This window comes from Providencia sp. PROV188 (assembly GCF_027595165.1).
GTDB lineage: Bacteria > Pseudomonadota > Gammaproteobacteria > Enterobacterales > Enterobacteriaceae > Providencia > Providencia lanzhouensis.
Map to the genome: position 1 here is coordinate 2,475,148 of NZ_CP097291.1, position 19,600 is coordinate 2,494,747.

Consider the following 19,600-nt stretch of genomic DNA (forward strand, 5'->3'; position numbering starts at 1 on the left):
TTCTTTTGAATCATTTTAATTTCTTATGCAGTCTGTTACAGACGAAAAAAAACCGGATGCAACCTATTCAGCGCTATCCGGTTTTTTATCCACGAAACTTATTCGTACTCGTCCAGCCAGACTAATAGAATAGCTTCGAGGATTTTTTCGTTAGATTTTTGCGGGTCATCCTCAAAATCTTCTAAGTCGCAGATCCATTGATGCATATCCGTGAAACGCACGGTTTTTGGGTCTGTATCCGGGTAAGCATCATAGAGCGCTTCACCGATTTCACGACTGTTTGTCCATTTTAGGCTCATATTTTTTCCAAATTATACAAAGTCAGTTTTTGGGATTATACCGCTCTAAATAGTTCGTGCTGTAGCTAGGCGGCAAAATAGTTAATCCCTAGGAGCATACACAAGTATGTGACTAGGGTTAACGAATGCAGCCAACACGCTACAGTGCGAACTATGACGGGCCTAGGCGACAAAGGAGTTAATCCCTAGAAACATACACAAGTATGTGACTAGGGTTAACGAATGCAGCTAACAACGCTACAGTGCGAAATATGACGAGCATCAGTGCTCGCGAGCGTGGTTAATCGTATACTTCGGAATATCCACAACGAGGTCTTCATCCGCAACACGTGCTTGACAGCTTAAACGGCTTTCTGGCTCTAGGCCCCAGGCTTTGTCTAGCATGTCATCTTCGAGTTCGCTGCTTTCTTCGAGAGAGTCAAAGCCTTCACGAACGATGCAGTGACAGGTTGTACATGCACAGGATTTTTCGCAGGCATGGTCGATTTCAATTCCATTGCGCAGTGCTACGTCTAAAATAGATTCGCCCTCTTGCGCTTCGACTACAGCACCTTCCGGACATAACGTACTATGAGGTAAAAAAACGATTTTAGGCATAATTATATCTCATCCACAGAATGGCCTGACAGCGCCTGACGAATAGATGCATCCATTCGGCGAGCGGCAAATTCTTGGGATTTCTTATCCAGTTGTTTAATTGCATTTTCAATAACAGTAGGGTCTGTACCTTCTACTGCTTGGATTAACTCATTGACCGCATTATCAATTTCTGACTCTTCGGTTGGAGTCAGTAAATGTGCATCTTGCTCTAATGCGCTCGTTAAACTTTCAAGCACTCTTGCCGCTTCAACTTTTTGCTCCGCTAGGCGGCGCGCATTTAAATCATCTTGCGCGTTAGTCATTGAATCTTTAATCATGGTTGAAATTTCGGTGTCAGTTAAACCGTAGGATGGCTTAACTTGAATCGATGCGGCAACACCCGTGGATTTTTCCATGGCACTCACACTGAGTAAACCATCTGCATCCACTTGGAATGTGACACGAATATGTGCGCCACCTGCCGCCATTGGCGGAATGTCACGCAGCGTAAAGCGCGCTAATGAACGGCAATCCGAAACCATTTCACGCTCACCTTGTACAACGTGAACGCTCATGGCGGTTTGTCCATCTTTAAATGTTGTGAACTCTTGCGCACGAGCGACAGGGATGGTGGTATTTCGTGGGATCACTTTTTCCACCAAACCGCCCATGGTTTCCAAACCTAATGATAGCGGGATAACATCCAATAGCAGCATGTCGCTGTCTGGCTTATTACCCACTAAAATATCTGCTTGAATTGCAGCGCCGATAGCCACGACTTTATCTGGGTCGATGGAGGTTAATGGTGTACGACCAAAAAACTCACCCACTTTTTCACGAACTAATGGTACGCGAGTCGAACCACCGACCATCACCACATTTAAGACGTCATCATTTTCTACGCCAGCATCTTTTAAGGCACGGCGACATGCCATTAATGTGCGTTTAATATGGGTTTCAATCAGCGATTCAAACGTTTCACGGCTCACTGTACCCTGCCAATTTGGCAAAGTGATTGTCGCGGAATCAGCGTCACTTAATGCGATTTTTGTTTCGGTGGCAATGTTCAATAATTGGCGCGTTAAATGGTGATCACCCTGAATGGAAAGCCCCGCTTGCTGTGCAATCCACTGCGCTAATACGTGGTCAAAATCATCGCCACCCAACGCCGTGTCACCACCTGTAGCCAACACTTCAAAGACACCGCGGCTCAGGCGTAAAATCGACACGTCAAATGTGCCGCCACCTAAATCATAAACGGCGATAACCCCTTCTTGACCGGAATCTAAGCCATAAGCAATCGCGGCGGCAGTAGGTTCATTCAGTAAACGCAAAACATGCAAGCCCGCCAAACGAGCTGCATCTTTGGTGCCTTGACGCTGGGCATCGTCGAAGTAAGCTGGAACCGTGATCACCACGCCATCCATTTCACCGCCAAGAGTTTGCTCTGCGCGTTTTGCCAACGTTTTTAAAATGTCAGCAGAAACTTGGATTGGATCCACTTGCCCTGCTGCCGTTTGAATAAATGGTAAACCATTTTCGCTAGCAGTTAGCTGATAAGGTAAATCCGGGTAACGTTTTTGAATATCTGCTAATGAACGCCCCATCATGCGTTTCACCGAAATCACGGTGTTGACAGGATCTTGTTCGGATAACTGTTTCGCTTCCCAACCCACAATGCGGTTATCTGCTTGATAATTGACTACAGAAGGAAGCAAATAGCGCCCTTTTTCATCGGGCAATGCAGCAGCTTCACCACTACGAACAGTGGCAATCAGAGAGTGTGTTGTACCAAGATCGATCCCTGCAGCCAACTTGCGTTGGTGTGGCGCGGCGGTCATTCCTGGTTCGCTAATTTGCAATAAAGACATAATCGTTTTCTCTTAAAAGTCGTCTAGTAACCGTTCTTCGAGTTGCTCAGCTTGTTGCTGTAACTTATCGAGAAAACGCAATTTTCGGACGGTATCAGCGGCTTTTTCCCACTGCATCGCATCGAGTTCTGAAACCATCAAGGCGCTGCGCGTCTGCTGCATTTGTTTGACATTTTTCATAAAGGCAGACACCCGTTCAAGGGCTTGCGGGCTATTTTCGATGTTATCTAACTCTTCGCGTAATTCGAGTTGCTCCATCAGAAATGCGGTGTCATGCATGGTATGTTGTTCGTTATTTATATCAAAACCATGTAGTAACAGCATATATTCCGCACGTTTCAGCGGATGACGAAGGGATTGATATGCCGCATTGATAGTTGCAGCATGTTGGAGTGCTTGCATTTTTTCCTGTTCTGAACAGGTTGCAAAGCGATCGGGATGATATTGTCGCTGTAATTCTTGAAAGCGATGTGTGAGTTGCTCACTATCAATCGCGTAATTAGGGGTTAGCCCAAAAAGAGTAAAGTAATCCATAAGTGCTCAGTTTCTCGAACCGGGTACCAATGTAGCTAAGCTTAGCTAAAGATCATGTGGTCATTAACGCCACGTTAGTTACATTGGTCAAAGTCATGCTCATTTGAAGACATTATACGTGAAAACTTTCACCGCATCCGCATTCACTGTTAACGTTAGGGTTATTAAATTTAAACCCTTCGTTTAAGCCTTCTTTTACGAAATCCAGCTCAGTGCCGTCTAAATAAACCATGCTTTTGCCATCGACGATGACTTTAACACCTTTGTCTTCAAAAACGGTGTCTTCTTCATTAATTACATCAGCGAATTCAAGCACGTATGCCATTCCCGAGCAACCTGAAGTTCTTACACCCAAACGCAAGCCTTCGCCTTTACCACGATTATTCAAAAAAGATTGAATTCGTTGCGCTGCACTTTCAGTAAGAGAAATCGACATTGCAAACCTCACTTTAGAAACAAACAAGGCAGATGCTAGAAATTATTAGCATCCGCCTTCAAATCATCGGTACAACTCATTATATTTAAAGTTGCATAATAAATACATCTTTAATTAATTTGAGTTTAACTATCAGTCGTGGGCTGTCTATTTTTGTTGTTTATATGCTCTAAGGTACAGCCCTTACTAACTGATATTTATCTATTATTTGCCTTGGCGTTTGCTTTTGTAATCAGCAATAGCAGCTTTAATTGCATCTTCAGCCAGAATTGAGCAGTGAATTTTCACTGGCGGTAATTCTAACTCTTCTGCGATCGCTGTATTTTTGATTGACTCAGCTTCGTCTAAGCTTTTGCCTTTCATCCACTCAGTTACCAGTGAACTTGATGCAATTGCAGAGCCGCAACCATAGGTTTTAAAGCGTGCATCTTCGATGATACCGTCATCATTTACTTTGATTTGTAACTTCATAACGTCACCACAAGCAGGTGCACCTACCATACCGCTACCCACGCTTGGATCATTGTTATCAAATGAACCGACGTTACGTGGATTTTCATAATGATCGATAACTTTTTCGCTGTAAGCCATTTTTAAACTCCTGAAACTGTCTGATTAATGGTGAGACCATTCGATGCTGTTGAGATCTACGCCTGCTTTAAACATATCCCATAAAGGAGACAGCTCACGTAAGTGACCGATCGCACCATGAATTTGTTTAATTGCATAGTCAATTTCTTCTTCAGTCGTAAAGCGACCGAAAGAGAAGCGAATTGAGCTATGAGCCAGTTCGTCATTCATACCTAAAGCACGCAGCACGTATGAAGGTTCTAAGCTTGCAGAAGTACATGCTGAACCAGAGGAAACTGCTAAATCTTTCAGCGACATCATTAATGACTCACCTTCAACATAGTTGAAGCTGACGTTCAGAATGTGCGGCGCACCATTTTCTAAGTCACCGTTCAGGTAAACTTCTTCGATATCTTTAATACCGTTCCATAAACGTAAGCGTAAACCACGCAGACGTTCAGATTCTTGAGCCATTTCTTCTTTAGCGATACGGTAAGCTTCGCCCATGCCCACGATTTGGTGAACAGGTAAAGTCCCTGAACGCATACCACGTTCATGACCACCACCGTGCTGCTGTGCTTCCAAACGAATGCGTGGTTTACGACGAACATACAGTGCGCCAATACCCATTGGTCCGTACAGTTTGTGTGCAGAGAATGACATCAGGTCAACTTTTAACGTTGACAGGTCGATAGGTAATTTACCAACACTTTGAGTGGCATCAACGTGGAATACGATACCACGGCTACGGCATAATTCGCCGATTGTAGCGATGTCCTGAACAATACCGATTTCGTTATTCACGTGCATGATTGACACTAAAATGGTGTCTTCGCGCATTGCCGCTTCTAACTCTTTCAGGTCAATTAAACCGTTGCTTTGAGGTGCTAAGTAAGTCACTTCAAAACCTTCACGCTCTAATTGACGGCATGTATCCAGAACTGCTTTATGTTCTGTCTTACAAGTAATGACGTGCTTGCCTTTTTTCTGATAGAACTGGGCAGCGCCTTTGATAGCTAAGTTATCAGATTCTGTTGCACCTGATGTGAAGACGATTTCACGAGGATCAGCATTCACTAATTCAGCGATTTGATTACGAGCAATATCTACCGCCTCTTCAGCTTGCCAGCCGAAACGGTGTGAACGAGATGCTGGGTTACCAAAATTCCCATCCATTGTTAGACATTGCATCATTTTTTCAGCAACGCGCGGATCGACAGGCGTAGTTGCTGAATAATCTAGATAAATCGGTAATTTCATTGCTCACATACTCCAAAGGACAAGACAACTTTGCCTTTAATTTTTTAATGATCCCAATGGTGCAAGCCGCTATAGGTTGGGCTTTTTCACCATTTGGTGATCGACTGCAATTTATAATCTATTTTATATTAGGCACGAACATTGATAATGGATTCTGGCGTAATGCCGTTCGGCATTGTTTTACGCTTTTCATTATCTTGCCTATCAGCAACATCCAGAACTTCTTGATTCTTAACCAGCTCATCTAGGCTGATGCTGCTGAGAAAACTGGTGATTCTATCACTTAGGTCACGCCATAATGCGTGAGTTAAGCAGCGGTCGCCATTTTGACAACCTTCTTTATTACCCTGACAACGGGTTGCATCTACGGATTCATCAACCGCAGCAATTACTTCAGCAACAAAGATTTGGTCAGCATCACGCCCAAGCAGATAACCGCCACCAGGACCGCGAACACTAGAAACTAAATCGTTTTTACGTAAACGAGAGAAGAGTTGCTCAAGATAAGAGAGGGAAATTCCCTGACGTTCAGAAATGTCAGCTAAAGGTACTGGACCTGTCTGAGAGTGTAACGCGACATCTAGCATCGCAGTTACTGCGTAACGCCCTTTGGAAGTGAGTCTCATAACATAAATACTCCGTGGTAAAATATGCAGCAATTGTGACATACCCGAGTAATTTGGTCAACTATTTACCTGACTAATTTACTCAAGTATTATGCTCACTTTACCACGGCATTAACCTCATTTTTTCGCCCATTTTTCCATTGATGTCAAAATGCCGCGAAGAATGTGCAACTCTTGGGTTTCAACATGGGCACGGGTAAATAAACGTCGCAGTTTATTCATAATTAACCCTGGATGCGCCTTGCGAATAAAGCCCGATTCATTCAATACGCTTTCAAGATGAACATAGAAACGTTCTAAATCTTCAGCCGGTGGGTATTCTACCTCATCATCGGTCGATGTTTGCGTATTTTTTTCAGCAATTGCCAAATACGCCATGCGGATCTCGTAGCTAACTAATTGAACCGCCATTGCCAAATTCAACGAACCATATTCTGGATTGGTCGGAATATACAAATGGTAATTACATTTTTGCAATTCTTCGTTGGTTAAACCGACGCGCTCACGACCAAAAACAATCGCGACGGGTGACTCTTTTGACTGTTCAACAGATTTCACGCCACATTCACGAGGCTCGACCATTGGCCAAGAAAGTGTACGAGAACGTGCGCTGGTACCAATGACTAATTTGCACCCTTCTAATGCTTCATCGAGAGATTTTACGATTTTTGCATTACCAATGACATCACTTGCTCCCGCGGATAACGCAATAGCATGGGAATCAGGTTCGACGAGTGGATTAACTAAATAGAGATTTGAAAGCCCCATAGTTTTCATTGCTCGAGCGGTTGAGCCCATATTGCCAGTGTGTGAGGTTTCAACAAGAACGATACGAATATTTTCTAGCATGGTTTATACGTTGTCATGAAAAATTAATCGCAAGAGTCTAACACAAAATTGCTTATTGTGACGAACATCTATATACTTTGCGTCTCTTGATTTTCGTTCTTTAACATCCCAGTGGAAAATACCCATGCATCCGATGCTTAACATCGCCATACGTGCTGCACGTAAGGCTGGTAATTACATAGCTAAAAACTATGAAGATCCTCAGAACGTAACAGTAACCCAAAAGGGTGCTAACGATTTCGTCACTAACGTTGACCGTGACGCTGAACAAATCATCGTTGATATTATTCGTAAATCTTACCCAGACCACACTATCATCACTGAAGAAAGTGGTGAGTTATTAGGTAAAGATGATGATATTCAATGGGTAATTGATCCACTGGATGGCACCACCAACTTCACAAAACGTTTCCCTCACTTCTCAGTTTCTATCGCTGTGCGCGTAAAAGGTCGTACAGAGGTTGCTGCTGTCTATGACCCAATGCGTAACGAATTATTTACTGCAGTACGTGGACAAGGCGCTCAAATGAACGGCTACCGTTTACGTATGGCTGAGAAGCGCGACCTTGAAGGCGCAGTTGTCGCAACAGGCTTCCCATTCAAACATAAGCAACACGCTTCTATCTACATGAACATCATGGGCAAAATGTTTGACCAATGTGCAGATTTCCGTCGCACAGGTTCAGCAGCTCTGGATTTATGTTACGTGGCGGCAGGTCGTGTAGATGCATACTTTGAAATCGGTTTAAAACCATGGGATTTCTTAGGCGGTGAACTGATCATGCGTGAAGCTGGCGGGATCATGACTGACTTCGTAGGTGGTCATAACTATTTAGCATCGGGTAACTTAGTCGCAGGCAGCCCACGCGTTGTTCGCGATATTCTGGCTGCAATGAAAGATGAATTATCTGAAGCATTAAAACGTTAATTTAACCCTCGTTAAATTTGCTAAAAAGGGCGCTAGTGAAAACTAAGCGCCCTTTTTATTATTGCGTTGCGACAACTTCAACCTAAGACTGAGCCGTCACTTTTGGTCGAATAAACAGCGCAGGCACAGCCAAGAGCGCCATCAAATAGAACACAACGCCATGTTGTTCAGGCATACGTTCATAAATATAACCGACCATAATCGTGATCACCGCAAGCCCTCCCCCAGTCGCTAATGCAGAATAAGCGCCTTGTAGCGGAATGATTTCATTTTCTTTACGCGCACTAATAAAGCGCATTGCCGCTAAGTGGCAAACGGTGAAGGTTCCGCTATGTAAGATTTGAACAATAATTAAAACTGGTAATGCGGTAAATGCCCCCATCATTCCCCAGCGGACAATCCCACAAACAGCGGATAATAAGAGTAAATTACGTGCGCTCCAACGTCGGAATAATCGATGGCTCAGCATAAAGACAATCACTTCTGCCACCACACCCAGTGACCATAAATTACCGATCACTAAATCGGAATAACCCGCTTCTTTCCAGAACAGTGAAGCAAATCCATAATACGCAGCATGAGCACCTTGCAATAACGTTACACAAATTAAAAAAAACAGCACGTTTTTATCGGCAATCAGCTGTTTGAAGGAGACCTTATTTGCGCCATCTATTTTTGCCACACCTGCGGGCATAATTGCCGGTTTTAGCATCGCCCCCAGTAATAAAGCGGCGCAGCTTACCACCAACGCTACCATGATAGAGGTATGTCCCCACACGCCAGCGAAATAGCCCATCGACGATGAGCCAATAATAAAGGCGATGGAGCCCCAAACACGGATTTTGCCATAATCAAAAGTAAACTGTTTTTGCCATGTTCCTGCCAGTGAATCCCCTAATGGCACCATAGGCGCAAAAAAGAGGTTAAACCCTATCATGACAAACATCAGCCACGCCCAATGGGAGCCGAACGAAAATCCAATGGAGAAAATCAGGGAAAGCGCCGCCAGTAATCGTAATGCATTAATCAGCTTGGAAGGCTCTTTGACTTGGGGGGTGATAAACATAGCACCGAGAAAACGCGCCGCAAGCCCGATACCTAACAACAGCCCTATCATTTCTGCATCTATTCCCTCACCTTGTAGCCACACTGACCAAAATGGTAAGAAAATACTGTAGGCAAAAAAGTAGGTAAAATAATCAATCGCTAGCCAACGCGTTGATGGAATAACCATCACTCCTCCCTTATTTTCATATCCCCCTCTCGATGAAGGGGTTTACAACTGACAACAAAAAAACCCGCTTTTACAAAGTGTAGAAGCGGGTTTATCGTGCTAATTCAGCTTACTTTATGGGCATATCGCCATTATGCATAAACTGGGTATTTTTTGCAGATAGCTAATACTTTCTGTTTAACAGCTTCAATGGTCGCTTCGTCATTGAGGTTATCCAGAATATCACACATCCAGCCCGCTAGCTCGCGTGCATCTGCTTCATTGAAGCCACGACGTGTAATTGCAGGAGAACCGATACGTACACCAGAAGTCACAAATGGGCTCTTCGGATCATTAGGTACGCTGTTTTTGTTTACAGTAATATTTGCGCGACCCAGTGCAGCGTCAGCGTCTTTACCTGTGATATCTTTGTCAACTAAGTCAACCAAGAACAGGTGGTTTTCAGTACCGCCAGATACCACTTTAAAGCCACGTTTTTGGAAAACTTCCACCATTGCTTTCGCATTTTTAGCGACTTGCTGCTGGTAAGTTTTGAACGCAGGTTCCATCGCTTCTTTCAGTGCTACCGCTTTACCTGCGATAACGTGCATCAGAGGACCACCTTGCGAACCTGGGAATACCGCAGAGTTCAAACGCTTGTACAGGTCTTCGTCGCCGCCCTTAGCTAAAATCAGACCACCACGTGGCCCCGCTAATGTTTTATGCGTAGTTGTAGTAACTACGTGAGCATGTGGAACTGGGTTAGGATAAACACCCGCTGCTACTAGACCCGCAACGTGAGCCATATCAACGAACAGGTAAGCACCGATGCTGTCTGCGATTTCACGCATTTTAGCCCAATCAACCACACCAGAATATGCGGAGAAGCCGCCGATGATCATTTTAGGTTGATGTTTTTTCGCTTGAGCCGCGATATCGTCGTAATCGATTTTACCGCTTTCATCGATACCGTAAGGAACGATGTTATACAGTTTACCGGAGAAGTTTACTGGGGAACCGTGAGTTAAGTGACCGCCGTGTGCAAGGTTCATACCTAATACTGTGTCACCTGGTTGCAGCAGCGCCATATAGACGGCAGCGTTAGCTTGTGAACCTGAGTGTGGCTGTACGTTTGCGTAGTCAGCACCAAATAACTCTTTTGCGCGGTCGATAGCTAATTGTTCAACCACATCAACGAATTCACAACCACCATAATAACGTTTAGTTGGATAACCTTCCGCATACTTATTGGTCAGCTGAGAGCCTTGAGCCTGCATAACTCGTGGGCTGGTATAGTTTTCAGAAGCAATTAATTCAATGTGTTCTTCTTGACGTTGTACTTCTTTTTCCATTGCTTCCCACAGTTGTGGGTCGTAATCTGCAATATTCATTTCACGCTTTAACATTCGCTTCTCCTGCCTCAGCAATTCAATAAGGTAACAATCAATTCAACTTAATGACTGACAGTGTAAACTCTTTTTCGTCGTTGAGATAGCCCCTAAGAAAAAATATACGCAAACGATTGCATTAATTTTTTTGCTTTCAGATACCTTTAAACAACACAAAATATAATAGCGCACATTTCAATAATACCGAGACGAATATCTAACTTTGCTAGCTACTTCTAATTTTGCGGTGAATTCCCCCACTTTTTGATGCGTTAATTATTTACATTTCCCGCTAAATACTATAAGTTGCATGCAAAATACATGTTTATAACTTTATAATATTATGAAAATAATTCAGGAGTACCTGTATGCTTGATCAACAAACTATCGCCACAATTAAATCCACCATCCCTGCCATCGCAGCAACTGGCCCTAAATTAACCGCTCACTTTTATGACAGAATGTTCAAACAACATCCTGAGCTAAAAGATATTTTCAATATGAGAAATCAAACGAATGGCGATCAGCGTGAAGCCCTATTCAACGCTATTTGTGCCTATGCTATCCATATTGAAACCCCTGAAGCATTAATTGGTGCAGTGGAGAAAATTGCGCAAAAACACGCCAGCTTAAATATCAAACCAGAACATTATCCAATTGTCGGGGAAAACCTGCTTGCTGCGATTGATGAGCTACTGAGCCCGGGTCAGGAAGTATTGGACGCATGGGGAAGAGCTTATGGCGTACTGGCGGATATTTTCATTAACCGTGAAAGCGCGATTTACCATGAAAATGCGGAAAAATCTGGCGGATGGGAAGGTTTACGTGAATTTAAAGTCACTAAAAAACAGCCTCAAAGTGCCGTTATCACCAGTTTTGAACTCACTCCAATAGATGGTAAAGCGGTGGCGGATTATCGTCCAGGGCAATATATTACTGTGTATCTGAATGAAAATAGTTTTGAAAATCAAGAGATTCGCCAGTATTCACTCACTACTGCGCCAAATGGGAAAACCTACCGTATTGCGGTGAAACGTGAAGAGCAAGGCATCGTTTCAGGCTTCTTACATCAAAATCTCAATGAGGGTGATATTGTTCGTTTAGCGCCACCTTGCGGTGACTTTTACCTTGATGTAGAACCGAAAACGCCAGTGACTTTAATCTCTGCTGGCGTCGGTTTAACACCAATGCTCAGCATGCTTAACCACCTCACTATGCACCAACATCAAGCACCTGTGAATTGGTTGCACGCCGCTGAAAATGGGGATGTACACGCTTTTAATCAAGAAGTTAGCCAGTTGATGTCACAGCATACCCAAGGTCATTCAGCGGTCTGGTTTAATCAACCAGCCCCACAAGATCAACAGGGTAAAGATTACCAATACCGTGGATTACTGGATTTAACGCAAGTCAAAGAGAAAGTGCTTCAGCCAAATATGCAATTCTATTTCTGTGGACCAGTTGGCTTTATGCAGCATGTTGGAAAACAGCTAATTGAAATGGGTGTCACTGCCGATAATATTCATTATGAGTGTTTTGGTCCTCATAAAGTATTACCATTAAATTAATCGCAGTTATTCATTATAGTGAATTGTTTTTAAAGATTTAGTTTATATAAATTTTTAATTTTTGCGGTAACGGATTCGCATATAAATATATTATCATCCCATGTAAGATATATTTATCCCGTTACCGCATTTTTCATTCTAGTTAACTTGCTAGCCCAAAAACTAACCGCCAACTAGAACAAAATTAAATCGCTTCTTCGTCCTGCTCACCTGTACGAATACGAATGACGCGAGCAACATCATACACAAAGATTTTTCCATCACCGATTTTGCCGGTTTGCGCCGTTTGCATAATGGTTTCTACACAGCTTTCTACAATATCGTCCGGCACAACGATTTCAATTTTTACCTTTGGTAAAAAATCCACCATATATTCTGCACCGCGATACAGTTCAGTGTGACCTTTTTGGCGACCAAAACCTTTAACTTCAGTCACCGTCATACCGGTGATCCCCACTTCGGCTAACGCTTCGCGCACATCATCAAGTTTGAATGGCTTTATAATTGCATCAATTTTTTTCATTTTCAGTTCCTGTTATGACCAGTTTTTGCGGCCAAAACCTGAGGTAATCGGATAACGACGATCTTTACCGAAATTACGCATTGTGATCCGCGGTCCAACAGGAGCCTGACGGCGTTTATATTCGTTAATATCGACAAGACGCACAACTTTGCGAACAATTTCTCTATCAAATCCGAGCTTGATAAGGTCAGCCACAGATAAATCTTTTTCTACATAACCGTCTAAGATGGCATCTAACACATCGTATGGCGGTAAACTATCTTGGTCTAATTGCCCTGGAGCCAGCTCCGCTGAAGGTGGTCTATCAATCACGCGCTGCGGAATTGCTGGCGATATTGTATTACGATATTTAGCCAGTTCAAAGACCAGCGTTTTTGGCACATCTTTCAGGACATCAAAGCCCCCTGCCATATCGCCATACAACGTTGAATACCCAACTGCAGATTCACTTTTATTGCTAGTCGTCAGCACTAAACGGCGGCGCTTATTGGACATCGCCATTAAGATCACGGCGCGACAACGGGCTTGTAAATTCTCTTCCGTGGTATCCGGTTGAGTCCCTTCAAACATCGGCTGCAATTGTGCCATAAAGGCATCAAACATCGGTTCGATGGAAACGATATCAAACTCAACACCCAGTAATTCCGCCTGCTCTTTAGCATCATGAATGCTCATTTCAGAAGTGTAACGGAACGGCATCATGACCGCTTGAACGCGATCTTTACCGATAGCATCCGCCGCAATCGCCACAGTTAATCCTGAATCTATCCCGCCAGATAATCCTAAAATCGCGCCATTAAAGCCATTTTTGTTGATGTAATCGCGGGTTGCTAGAACTAATGCTTGATACACCTGCGCGATTTGAGACGCTTCAGGTTGCTTCGGCTGCTCAGTCACTAGTTTTACATCTTCAAATGTAACTGTTGCCACTTGCTCTGCAAATTCAGCCATTTGGTAGACTTGCTTGCCTTTATTTGCCAGCACTTTCGAGCCGCCATCAAACACGAGCTCGTCCTGTCCACCCACTTGGTTAAGATAAACAATCGGCAAACCGGTACGCTGAGCATGTTCCACCAGCAAGTCACTGCGAATGTGTTCTTTATTTAAATCATATGGTGAGGCATTGATGGTAAGCACCAATTCAGCCCCCGCCCCTTTCACCGCATCAATCGGCTCGTCATACCAAATATCTTCGCAAATCAGTAAACCGAGCTGATAACCTTTGAATTCCACCACGCAGGTTTTTTCCGCCGCAGTGAAATAACGAGGCTCATCAAAAACACCGTAATTAGGTAGTTCTTGCTTAAAGTAACGGGCTAATAGCTTGCCTTGGTAGAAAAATGATAATGCGTTATAAATTTCATTCTCTTCGTACCACGGATGACCCACGATAATCCCGCATTGGCCGCTAGCTTGTTGTAAACGTTTTAATTGTGTGGTGCATCGCTCTTCAAAATCGTGGCGGAAGAGTAAATCTTCAGGGGAGTACCCTGTTAGAGCCAACTCAGAAAACATGACGATATCAGTATGTTCAGCCTGTTCTTCAACAGTTTGCAACATACGATCGCAGTTGCCTTCGATGTCGCCAACCAGCCAGTTAAGTTGTGCCAGTGAGATATTAAGCTTACGGCTCATAACGTGTTTGTTCTCCCTTAATCCTTTAGGCTATAAAGGTTTTATTCTTTAAAATCATTCGCTTCTAAATCGTGACGCCCAAGTAATTTATAAAACTCGGTACGGTTGCGTCCCGCCATGCGCGCAGCTTGGGTCACGTTGCCTTTGGTCATCTGCAATAGCTTACGCAGATAATTTAATTCGAATTGGTTACGCGCCTCAACAAAAGTCGGTAGCGCCGTATTTTCTCCTTCCAGCGCTTGGCTAACGAGAGCTTCGCTGATCACTGGAGAGGTCGTCAATGCGACACACTGCTCAATCACGTTCACTAACTGGCGCACGTTTCCGGGCCAGCTTGCGGTCATCAAGCACTTCATCGCATCACTCGAAAAACTACGAACAAATGGTTTATGGCGGCTCGCAGCTTCACGTAATAAATGATTAGCTAATAATGGAATATCTTCCGCGCGTTCATTCAATGCAGGGATCCGCAGGTTCACTACATTCAAGCGATAATAGAGATCCTCACGGAACTCGTTTTTTTCCATCGCTTTCGGTAGGTTACGGTGGGTCGCAGAAATAATGCGGACATCAATATCTAAATCGCGGTTGCTACCTAGCGGGCGAACCTTACGTTCTTGCAAAACACGCAGTAATTTGACTTGCAGCGGCATTGGCATATCACCAATTTCGTCTAAAAAGAGCGTTCCACCGCTGGCAGCAAAAAATAGCCCTTCACGGCTACTGACTGCACCGGTAAACGCACCTTTAGCATGCCCAAACAGTTCAGACTCAAGTAATTGTTCAGGTAATGCGCCACAGTTAATTGCGATAAACGGTTTATGAGCACGTGGGCTCACTTTATGAATCGCTTGCGCTAATACTTCTTTACCCGTACCACTTTGCCCATTAATCAGCACGCTCACATCCGATTGTGCCACCATATGAGCCTGTTCAAGCAAACGGATCATTAGCGGGCTACGCGTGACAATGCCAGCGCTCCACTCTTCATCACTAATCGGTGTGGAAGATAATGCTAATGCTTCATCAATGGCTTTATAAAGCGCGTCTTTATCAACGGGTTTGGTTAAGAAACTAAATACCCCGCGCTGCGTTGCCGCAACCGCATCAGGAATCGAACCATGAGCAGTGAGAATAATCACCGGAAGATTAGGATGGGCTTTTTGCACTTCATCAAACAGCGCCATGCCATCCATTTCATCCATTCGTAAATCACTAATCACGAGATCGACTTTTTCTTTCTGGAGTAATTTTAGTGCTTCAGGTCCACTTTCCGCTGTAGAGACTTTAAAACCTTCACTACTCAAACGCATACCAAGCAGTTTTAGCAGGCTAGGGTCATCATCCACCAAAAGTAAGTTAGCTGACTTACGACCGGTCATTGTGCTTTATTCTCCGAGGAATTCTGTTCGGCTGAAGCTGGCCTCGTTTCTGTTGGCGCAGCAACAGCGGCTTCATCTTCTTTTTCAACTTCATTCGCATTTTTCTTGCGAGAAGAGAGCTGTCGCTCAATATCCGTTAAGTTTTCTAACTTGCGGGAAGTATTATTAAGCTCAAAACGCAACTTGGCATTATCTTCTTTTAGGCGGTCAAGCTTTGCATCCATCTCTTGCTGCATACGTTTATAACGTGCATTCGCATCTGCAAGGTTGATCGCTTGAACCTGCTGTTCGCGCCACAATTGCAATAATGGGCGAATTGGCGTTGGGAAGCTCAAACTATAGGTGTTGATGCTATCGAGCATTTGGCGACGTTCAGCGATTGTAGGCTCCGCTGAACCTAATAGAATGTTTTTAGTAAATGAAGTAGACCAATCATTCACTTCAATCTTTTTCGCTTCAGCACGCGCTTTGTCAGCATCCATTCTGTCCACACAGCCCATCATGCGTAACCAATAGAGGGCATTTTCCTGTGAGACAGGTTCTTGATTTTCCCAAATTGATTCGCAAGAAGCGTAACGGTAATCCGTGGTTTTCACTTCTGGGATAACAACTTTGGCTAGAGTTTCTAATGGTGATTGACCGTTCTTCGCCACACATCCTGTTAAAATGAGCGAGAATAGAATTATTCCCAAAGGAGTACCAACGCGGGAAGACTTAATACCTGCCCCACGGCGAATTGAGATTGTTTTTGTCTTCGACAGTACTGCATTACACAATACCACCAAGAAATCTGTAGACCTGTTTTGCATTATTATTCGTTCTCTGCGGTTAAAGGCAGTTCAATTCGGAAGCAAACATCCGCTGATTTATGTGGCACTAATGATAATTCACCACCCATCTGCTTAATACAATCTTGCGCGATGCTAAGCCCTAACCCACTTCCTTTGACGGCGCCTTTTCTTTGGAGGCTGCCTTGATAGAAAGGTTCAAAAATCATATTTTGCTCAGACTCAGGGATAGGCGTGCCCGTATTGGCAACCTCAATGAGTAATTTATTCCCTGTTCTGCGACTTGAGATCCAAATATTACCTGATTCGCCACCATAGTGCACCGCATTGGAGTAGATATTATCAATAACCCTTCCGAGTAAGGTCGGTTCTGCAAGGCAACTGTCCACTTTTAAGCGAATATCAGTGGTAATATCTTTCGCTCTTGCGGGTAAATTATGTGCATTAACAATATCTTCAATAAGCTTTTTCAAATCGACTTGCTGGGCAACGGGCGGCTCATCGACTAATTTCCGATTATAGTCAAGAAGCTGTTCAATAAGTTGCTGAAGATGCTTACTACTCTGATCAAGAATATCAACCACCTCTTTTTGCGAGCTAGTTAACGGGCCTGCAACCTCATCTGCCAATAATTCCGTTCCTTCTCGCATACTGGCTAATGGCGTTTTCAACTCATGGGAAATATGACGTAAAAACTCATGGCGCTGGGATTCTAACCAAGCCAACCGCTCACTTAACCATATAATTCGCTGAGCAATGATCCTCAGCTCTCTCGGGCCTTTAAAGCGATCAGTATCATTTTCCAGAGTCAGCCCCGTCCCTAAACGGTTAATCATACGCTCAATGATTTTAACCGGACCGATAATCATACGAGTAAATAAGGTCACCAACAGCGCGCTCAGCAAGAAGAGGATCAGTGTTTGCCAACCAAATAATTGTCCTTTATTGGCAATGGCTTTTTGAAGCTGTTCACCGCGGCTAAAAATCACCTCTCGAGTTTGCTGAACGACAGCCGTATTTTGCGCGGAGAATTGCTCTAACACTTTGGTCGTGGCTTCCATCGGCTCATTATTTTCACAACTAATCGCTTTTAGCTTTTGCAGCCCAGTAAAAAGCCCCAGCACTTCAGGAGTCTCTGGCAAAATAGTTTTTTGACGTTCCAGCATCTGTTCATAATCAGCAAACTGCTTTTGATACTGCGTCTGTAAGGCTTTGTCTTGCAATACACAATACTGGCGATAACTGCGCTCCATTTCCAGTGCGAGGCTACTCATCGCTTCACTGCGCCGAGCATCAAGCAGCGTAGTTTTATTGATATCTGCCGCTTGGTTGCTCAATTGTTCTAGACTTTGATAAGCCTGATAAGCCAGTACCAGTAATGGCAAAAGGACTAACCAAAAAGCCATGACCACTAGCTGCCGCAATGAGCGCGGAAAAAGGCGCAATTTACTCAACGCATTCATCTCTTACCTATTTATATGTAATTCAATGGTAGCAGAACTCCCGTTAATGCGAAAAGTGCTGTTTACATTGATGATAGATAAACCAATAGACAGATAGATAGCAATGAACATGCCAAGAAAGTGAGCTAAACGTGAATGATTTCAGATAAATAGATTAAATATAATACTATGATTGAATGGAAGGATTAATTCGATAGAAAGAATAAACTTGATAGAAAGGAATATTGATGCCCCAGAAATGGGAAGGCGGAGGGAAGAATTGCTTCTCACCTCCGCCAGCGATACTCGGCATTACGCTTGAATGTCGATTTTTTTCATATGACTATGTCTTTCATTAAAGATAATCATATAGGTGGTGCCTCACTCCACGTGTCGCCCTGTGTTTGATAAAGCTCGAAAGCGAATATCGATGATTTGGACGGTAGGCACCTTACTTTGGCATCATTCGGGTTTTATGTGGTATGTTCCCATTTGCTGGGTTTCCCCAAGCTTGGACCTACATAAGCAATTGAATGAGCAACTGATGGATATTATGCACAACCCGTGCCAACTTTTCAATGAAATTTTTATCTAACTGATTTTCATATAAATTTATTTTCTTACTTGTTCATATCATTTTTGAATTGTTATGAGTGATGAAAAATACCACTAACTCACCATGAATCTGTCTCCAATTTAAGACAGTGAATTCCATCATTTTTAAATCACTTGTTTATCAATAAGATAAATGTCTCCTTTTGGAGACACTAGCAAACCCTATTTGTCGCGAATAGTAGACACTCCAGAAAATTTACCTATCTTCTATTATTTATATTCTCTTTAAACCTATCTATTTAGCGTTGAATGGACGGTATATATCGATTCTTGGAGCCCAAATAAAATATTGCCATCCTATTTATTATCGCTATGATCCTGCGCGTTTCATTTCTGATGTACGTCAGAATTTTATGTTATTCCGCTAGCTTATCCATCCCTATATTGATATAAGACTGGCAAATGGTCTCCTACTTACTCTTGACACTATCGTTTCAAAACTACAATGATAAAAATAGCCCTTATTGATGACCATATTGTTGTTCGCTCCGGTTTTGCTCAATTACTAACGTTAGAACCTGACATTAGTATTGTGGGGCAATATGCGAGTGCGCAAGAAGCATGGCCACACCTAATTAGCCTCGATATTGACGTGGCAATTATGGATATTTCAATGCCAGATGAGAGCGGTTTACAACTGCTAACCCGTTTACGTAAAAAGAAGCCCGACTTTCGTACTATTATTTTAAGCATCTATGACACCCCTGCTTTCGTACAAAGTGCGCTCGATGCAGGCGCCAGCGCCTATCTCACCAAATGCTGCGGACCTGAAGAATTAGTCCAGGCGGTACGTTCTGTTTACCAAGGTGGATGCTACCTGTGTGCTGATGCAATGCGAGCCTTACGCCAAACGCCGCAGCAAAAACAAGGCGTTCAAGAGCTGACTAACCGTGAGCGCGAAGTCTTTGATTTACTGGTCGCAGGTCTCAGTGTGAAAGTCATTGCGGAACAATTAAACCTCAGCCATAAAACAGTGCATGTACATCGCGCGAATGTTCTCGGGAAATTGCAATGCGAAAACACCATTGATTTAGTGCACTACGCCTTAGAACACAACATCATTTCTCGATAAACAGGCTTTCTTTCCAGTAAGG

At 43.5% G+C, this 19,600-nt stretch carries 19 protein-coding genes; 3 read left to right on the forward strand and 16 right to left on the reverse strand.

What is annotated here, in order from left to right; genetic code table 11:
* Positions 1-98: 98 nt before the first annotated feature.
* The 9 genes from iscX to trmJ all read right to left on the reverse strand — a co-directional run bounded on the left by iscX (position 99) and on the right by trmJ (position 7,024).
* On the reverse strand, positions 99-299 hold the full coding sequence (gene iscX / locus M5X66_RS11330; protein WP_006661301.1) for a Fe-S cluster assembly protein IscX: 201 nt from the start codon (positions 297-299) through the stop codon (positions 99-101).
* Between the two features lie 261 nt (positions 300-560).
* A complete protein-coding gene (fdx, locus tag M5X66_RS11335) occupies positions 561-896 on the reverse strand; it encodes an ISC system 2Fe-2S type ferredoxin (protein ID WP_036949488.1) in 336 nt (111 codons plus the stop codon).
* 2 nt (positions 897-898) lie between these two features.
* A complete protein-coding gene (gene hscA, locus M5X66_RS11340) occupies positions 899-2,749 on the reverse strand; it encodes a Fe-S protein assembly chaperone HscA (RefSeq protein WP_154633966.1) in 1,851 nt (616 codons plus the stop codon).
* A gap of 12 nt (positions 2,750-2,761) precedes the next feature.
* Positions 2,762-3,283: a co-chaperone HscB gene (hscB, locus tag M5X66_RS11345; RefSeq protein ID WP_036949485.1), complete on the reverse strand. Its 522-nt coding sequence runs from the start codon at positions 3,281-3,283 to the stop codon at positions 2,762-2,764.
* Between the two features lie 112 nt (positions 3,284-3,395).
* On the reverse strand, positions 3,396-3,719 hold the full coding sequence (gene iscA, locus M5X66_RS11350) for an iron-sulfur cluster assembly protein IscA (RefSeq protein WP_036949483.1): 324 nt from the start codon (positions 3,717-3,719) through the stop codon (positions 3,396-3,398).
* Positions 3,720-3,923: 204 nt separating this feature from the next.
* Complete coding sequence (gene iscU / locus M5X66_RS11355) at positions 3,924-4,310, reverse strand: Fe-S cluster assembly scaffold IscU (protein ID WP_036949481.1); 387 nt, start codon at positions 4,308-4,310, stop codon at positions 3,924-3,926.
* Between the two features lie 24 nt (positions 4,311-4,334).
* Complete coding sequence (locus tag M5X66_RS11360; RefSeq protein WP_036949479.1) at positions 4,335-5,549, reverse strand: IscS subfamily cysteine desulfurase; 1,215 nt, start codon at positions 5,547-5,549, stop codon at positions 4,335-4,337.
* Between the two features lie 128 nt (positions 5,550-5,677).
* Positions 5,678-6,175, reverse strand: coding sequence for a Fe-S cluster assembly transcriptional regulator IscR (gene iscR / locus M5X66_RS11365; protein ID WP_036949477.1), 498 nt, complete (start codon positions 6,173-6,175; stop codon positions 5,678-5,680).
* 117 nt (positions 6,176-6,292) lie between these two features.
* A complete protein-coding gene (gene trmJ, locus M5X66_RS11370) occupies positions 6,293-7,024 on the reverse strand; it encodes a tRNA (cytosine(32)/uridine(32)-2'-O)-methyltransferase TrmJ (protein WP_036949475.1) in 732 nt (243 codons plus the stop codon).
* A 124-nt stretch (positions 7,025-7,148) separates the two neighbouring features.
* Here trmJ and suhB point away from each other — a divergent pair, with 124 nt between their 5' ends.
* Positions 7,149-7,952, forward strand: a complete 804-nt coding sequence (suhB, locus tag M5X66_RS11375) for an inositol-1-monophosphatase (protein WP_108478536.1) — start codon at positions 7,149-7,151, stop codon at positions 7,950-7,952.
* 82 nt (positions 7,953-8,034) lie between these two features.
* On the opposite strand, the gene M5X66_RS11380 is transcribed toward suhB, so the two are convergent.
* Entirely contained in the window at positions 8,035-9,186 is a 1,152-nt protein-coding gene (locus M5X66_RS11380; protein WP_270103537.1) for a 3-phenylpropionate MFS transporter, read from the reverse strand.
* 131 nt (positions 9,187-9,317) lie between these two features.
* Entirely contained in the window at positions 9,318-10,571 is a 1,254-nt protein-coding gene (gene glyA, locus M5X66_RS11385; RefSeq protein WP_036949469.1) for a serine hydroxymethyltransferase, read from the reverse strand.
* Between the two features lie 350 nt (positions 10,572-10,921).
* On the opposite strand from glyA, the gene hmpA reads away from it, so the two are divergent.
* Positions 10,922-12,121, forward strand: coding sequence for an NO-inducible flavohemoprotein (hmpA, locus tag M5X66_RS11390; RefSeq protein ID WP_036949467.1), 1,200 nt, complete (start codon positions 10,922-10,924; stop codon positions 12,119-12,121).
* 184 nt (positions 12,122-12,305) lie between these two features.
* Here hmpA and glnB read toward each other — a convergent pair whose 3' ends face one another.
* From glnB to M5X66_RS11415, 5 genes are read right to left on the reverse strand one after another with little or no spacing between them, the layout of a single operon-like run.
* Entirely contained in the window at positions 12,306-12,644 is a 339-nt protein-coding gene (glnB, locus tag M5X66_RS11395) for a nitrogen regulatory protein P-II (protein WP_004921424.1), read from the reverse strand.
* A 12-nt stretch (positions 12,645-12,656) separates the two neighbouring features.
* Positions 12,657-14,279, reverse strand: a complete 1,623-nt coding sequence (locus M5X66_RS11400; RefSeq protein ID WP_154609825.1) for an NAD+ synthase — start codon at positions 14,277-14,279, stop codon at positions 12,657-12,659.
* A gap of 41 nt (positions 14,280-14,320) precedes the next feature.
* Entirely contained in the window at positions 14,321-15,661 is a 1,341-nt protein-coding gene (glrR, locus tag M5X66_RS11405; protein WP_036949464.1) for a two-component system response regulator GlrR, read from the reverse strand.
* Positions 15,658-16,470, reverse strand: coding sequence for a two-component system QseEF-associated lipoprotein QseG (gene qseG, locus M5X66_RS11410; protein ID WP_154633968.1), 813 nt, complete (start codon positions 16,468-16,470; stop codon positions 15,658-15,660). Before qseG ends, glrR begins: the two co-directional genes overlap by 4 nt.
* Positions 16,471-16,472: 2 nt before the next feature.
* Entirely contained in the window at positions 16,473-17,912 is a 1,440-nt protein-coding gene (locus M5X66_RS11415; protein ID WP_036949462.1) for a sensor histidine kinase, read from the reverse strand.
* A 1,039-nt stretch (positions 17,913-18,951) separates the two neighbouring features.
* Between M5X66_RS11415 and M5X66_RS11420 the strand changes: the two genes are divergently transcribed.
* Positions 18,952-19,578: a response regulator transcription factor gene (locus M5X66_RS11420; RefSeq protein ID WP_036949460.1), complete on the forward strand. Its 627-nt coding sequence runs from the start codon at positions 18,952-18,954 to the stop codon at positions 19,576-19,578.
* The last annotated feature ends 22 nt before the right edge of the window (positions 19,579-19,600 follow it).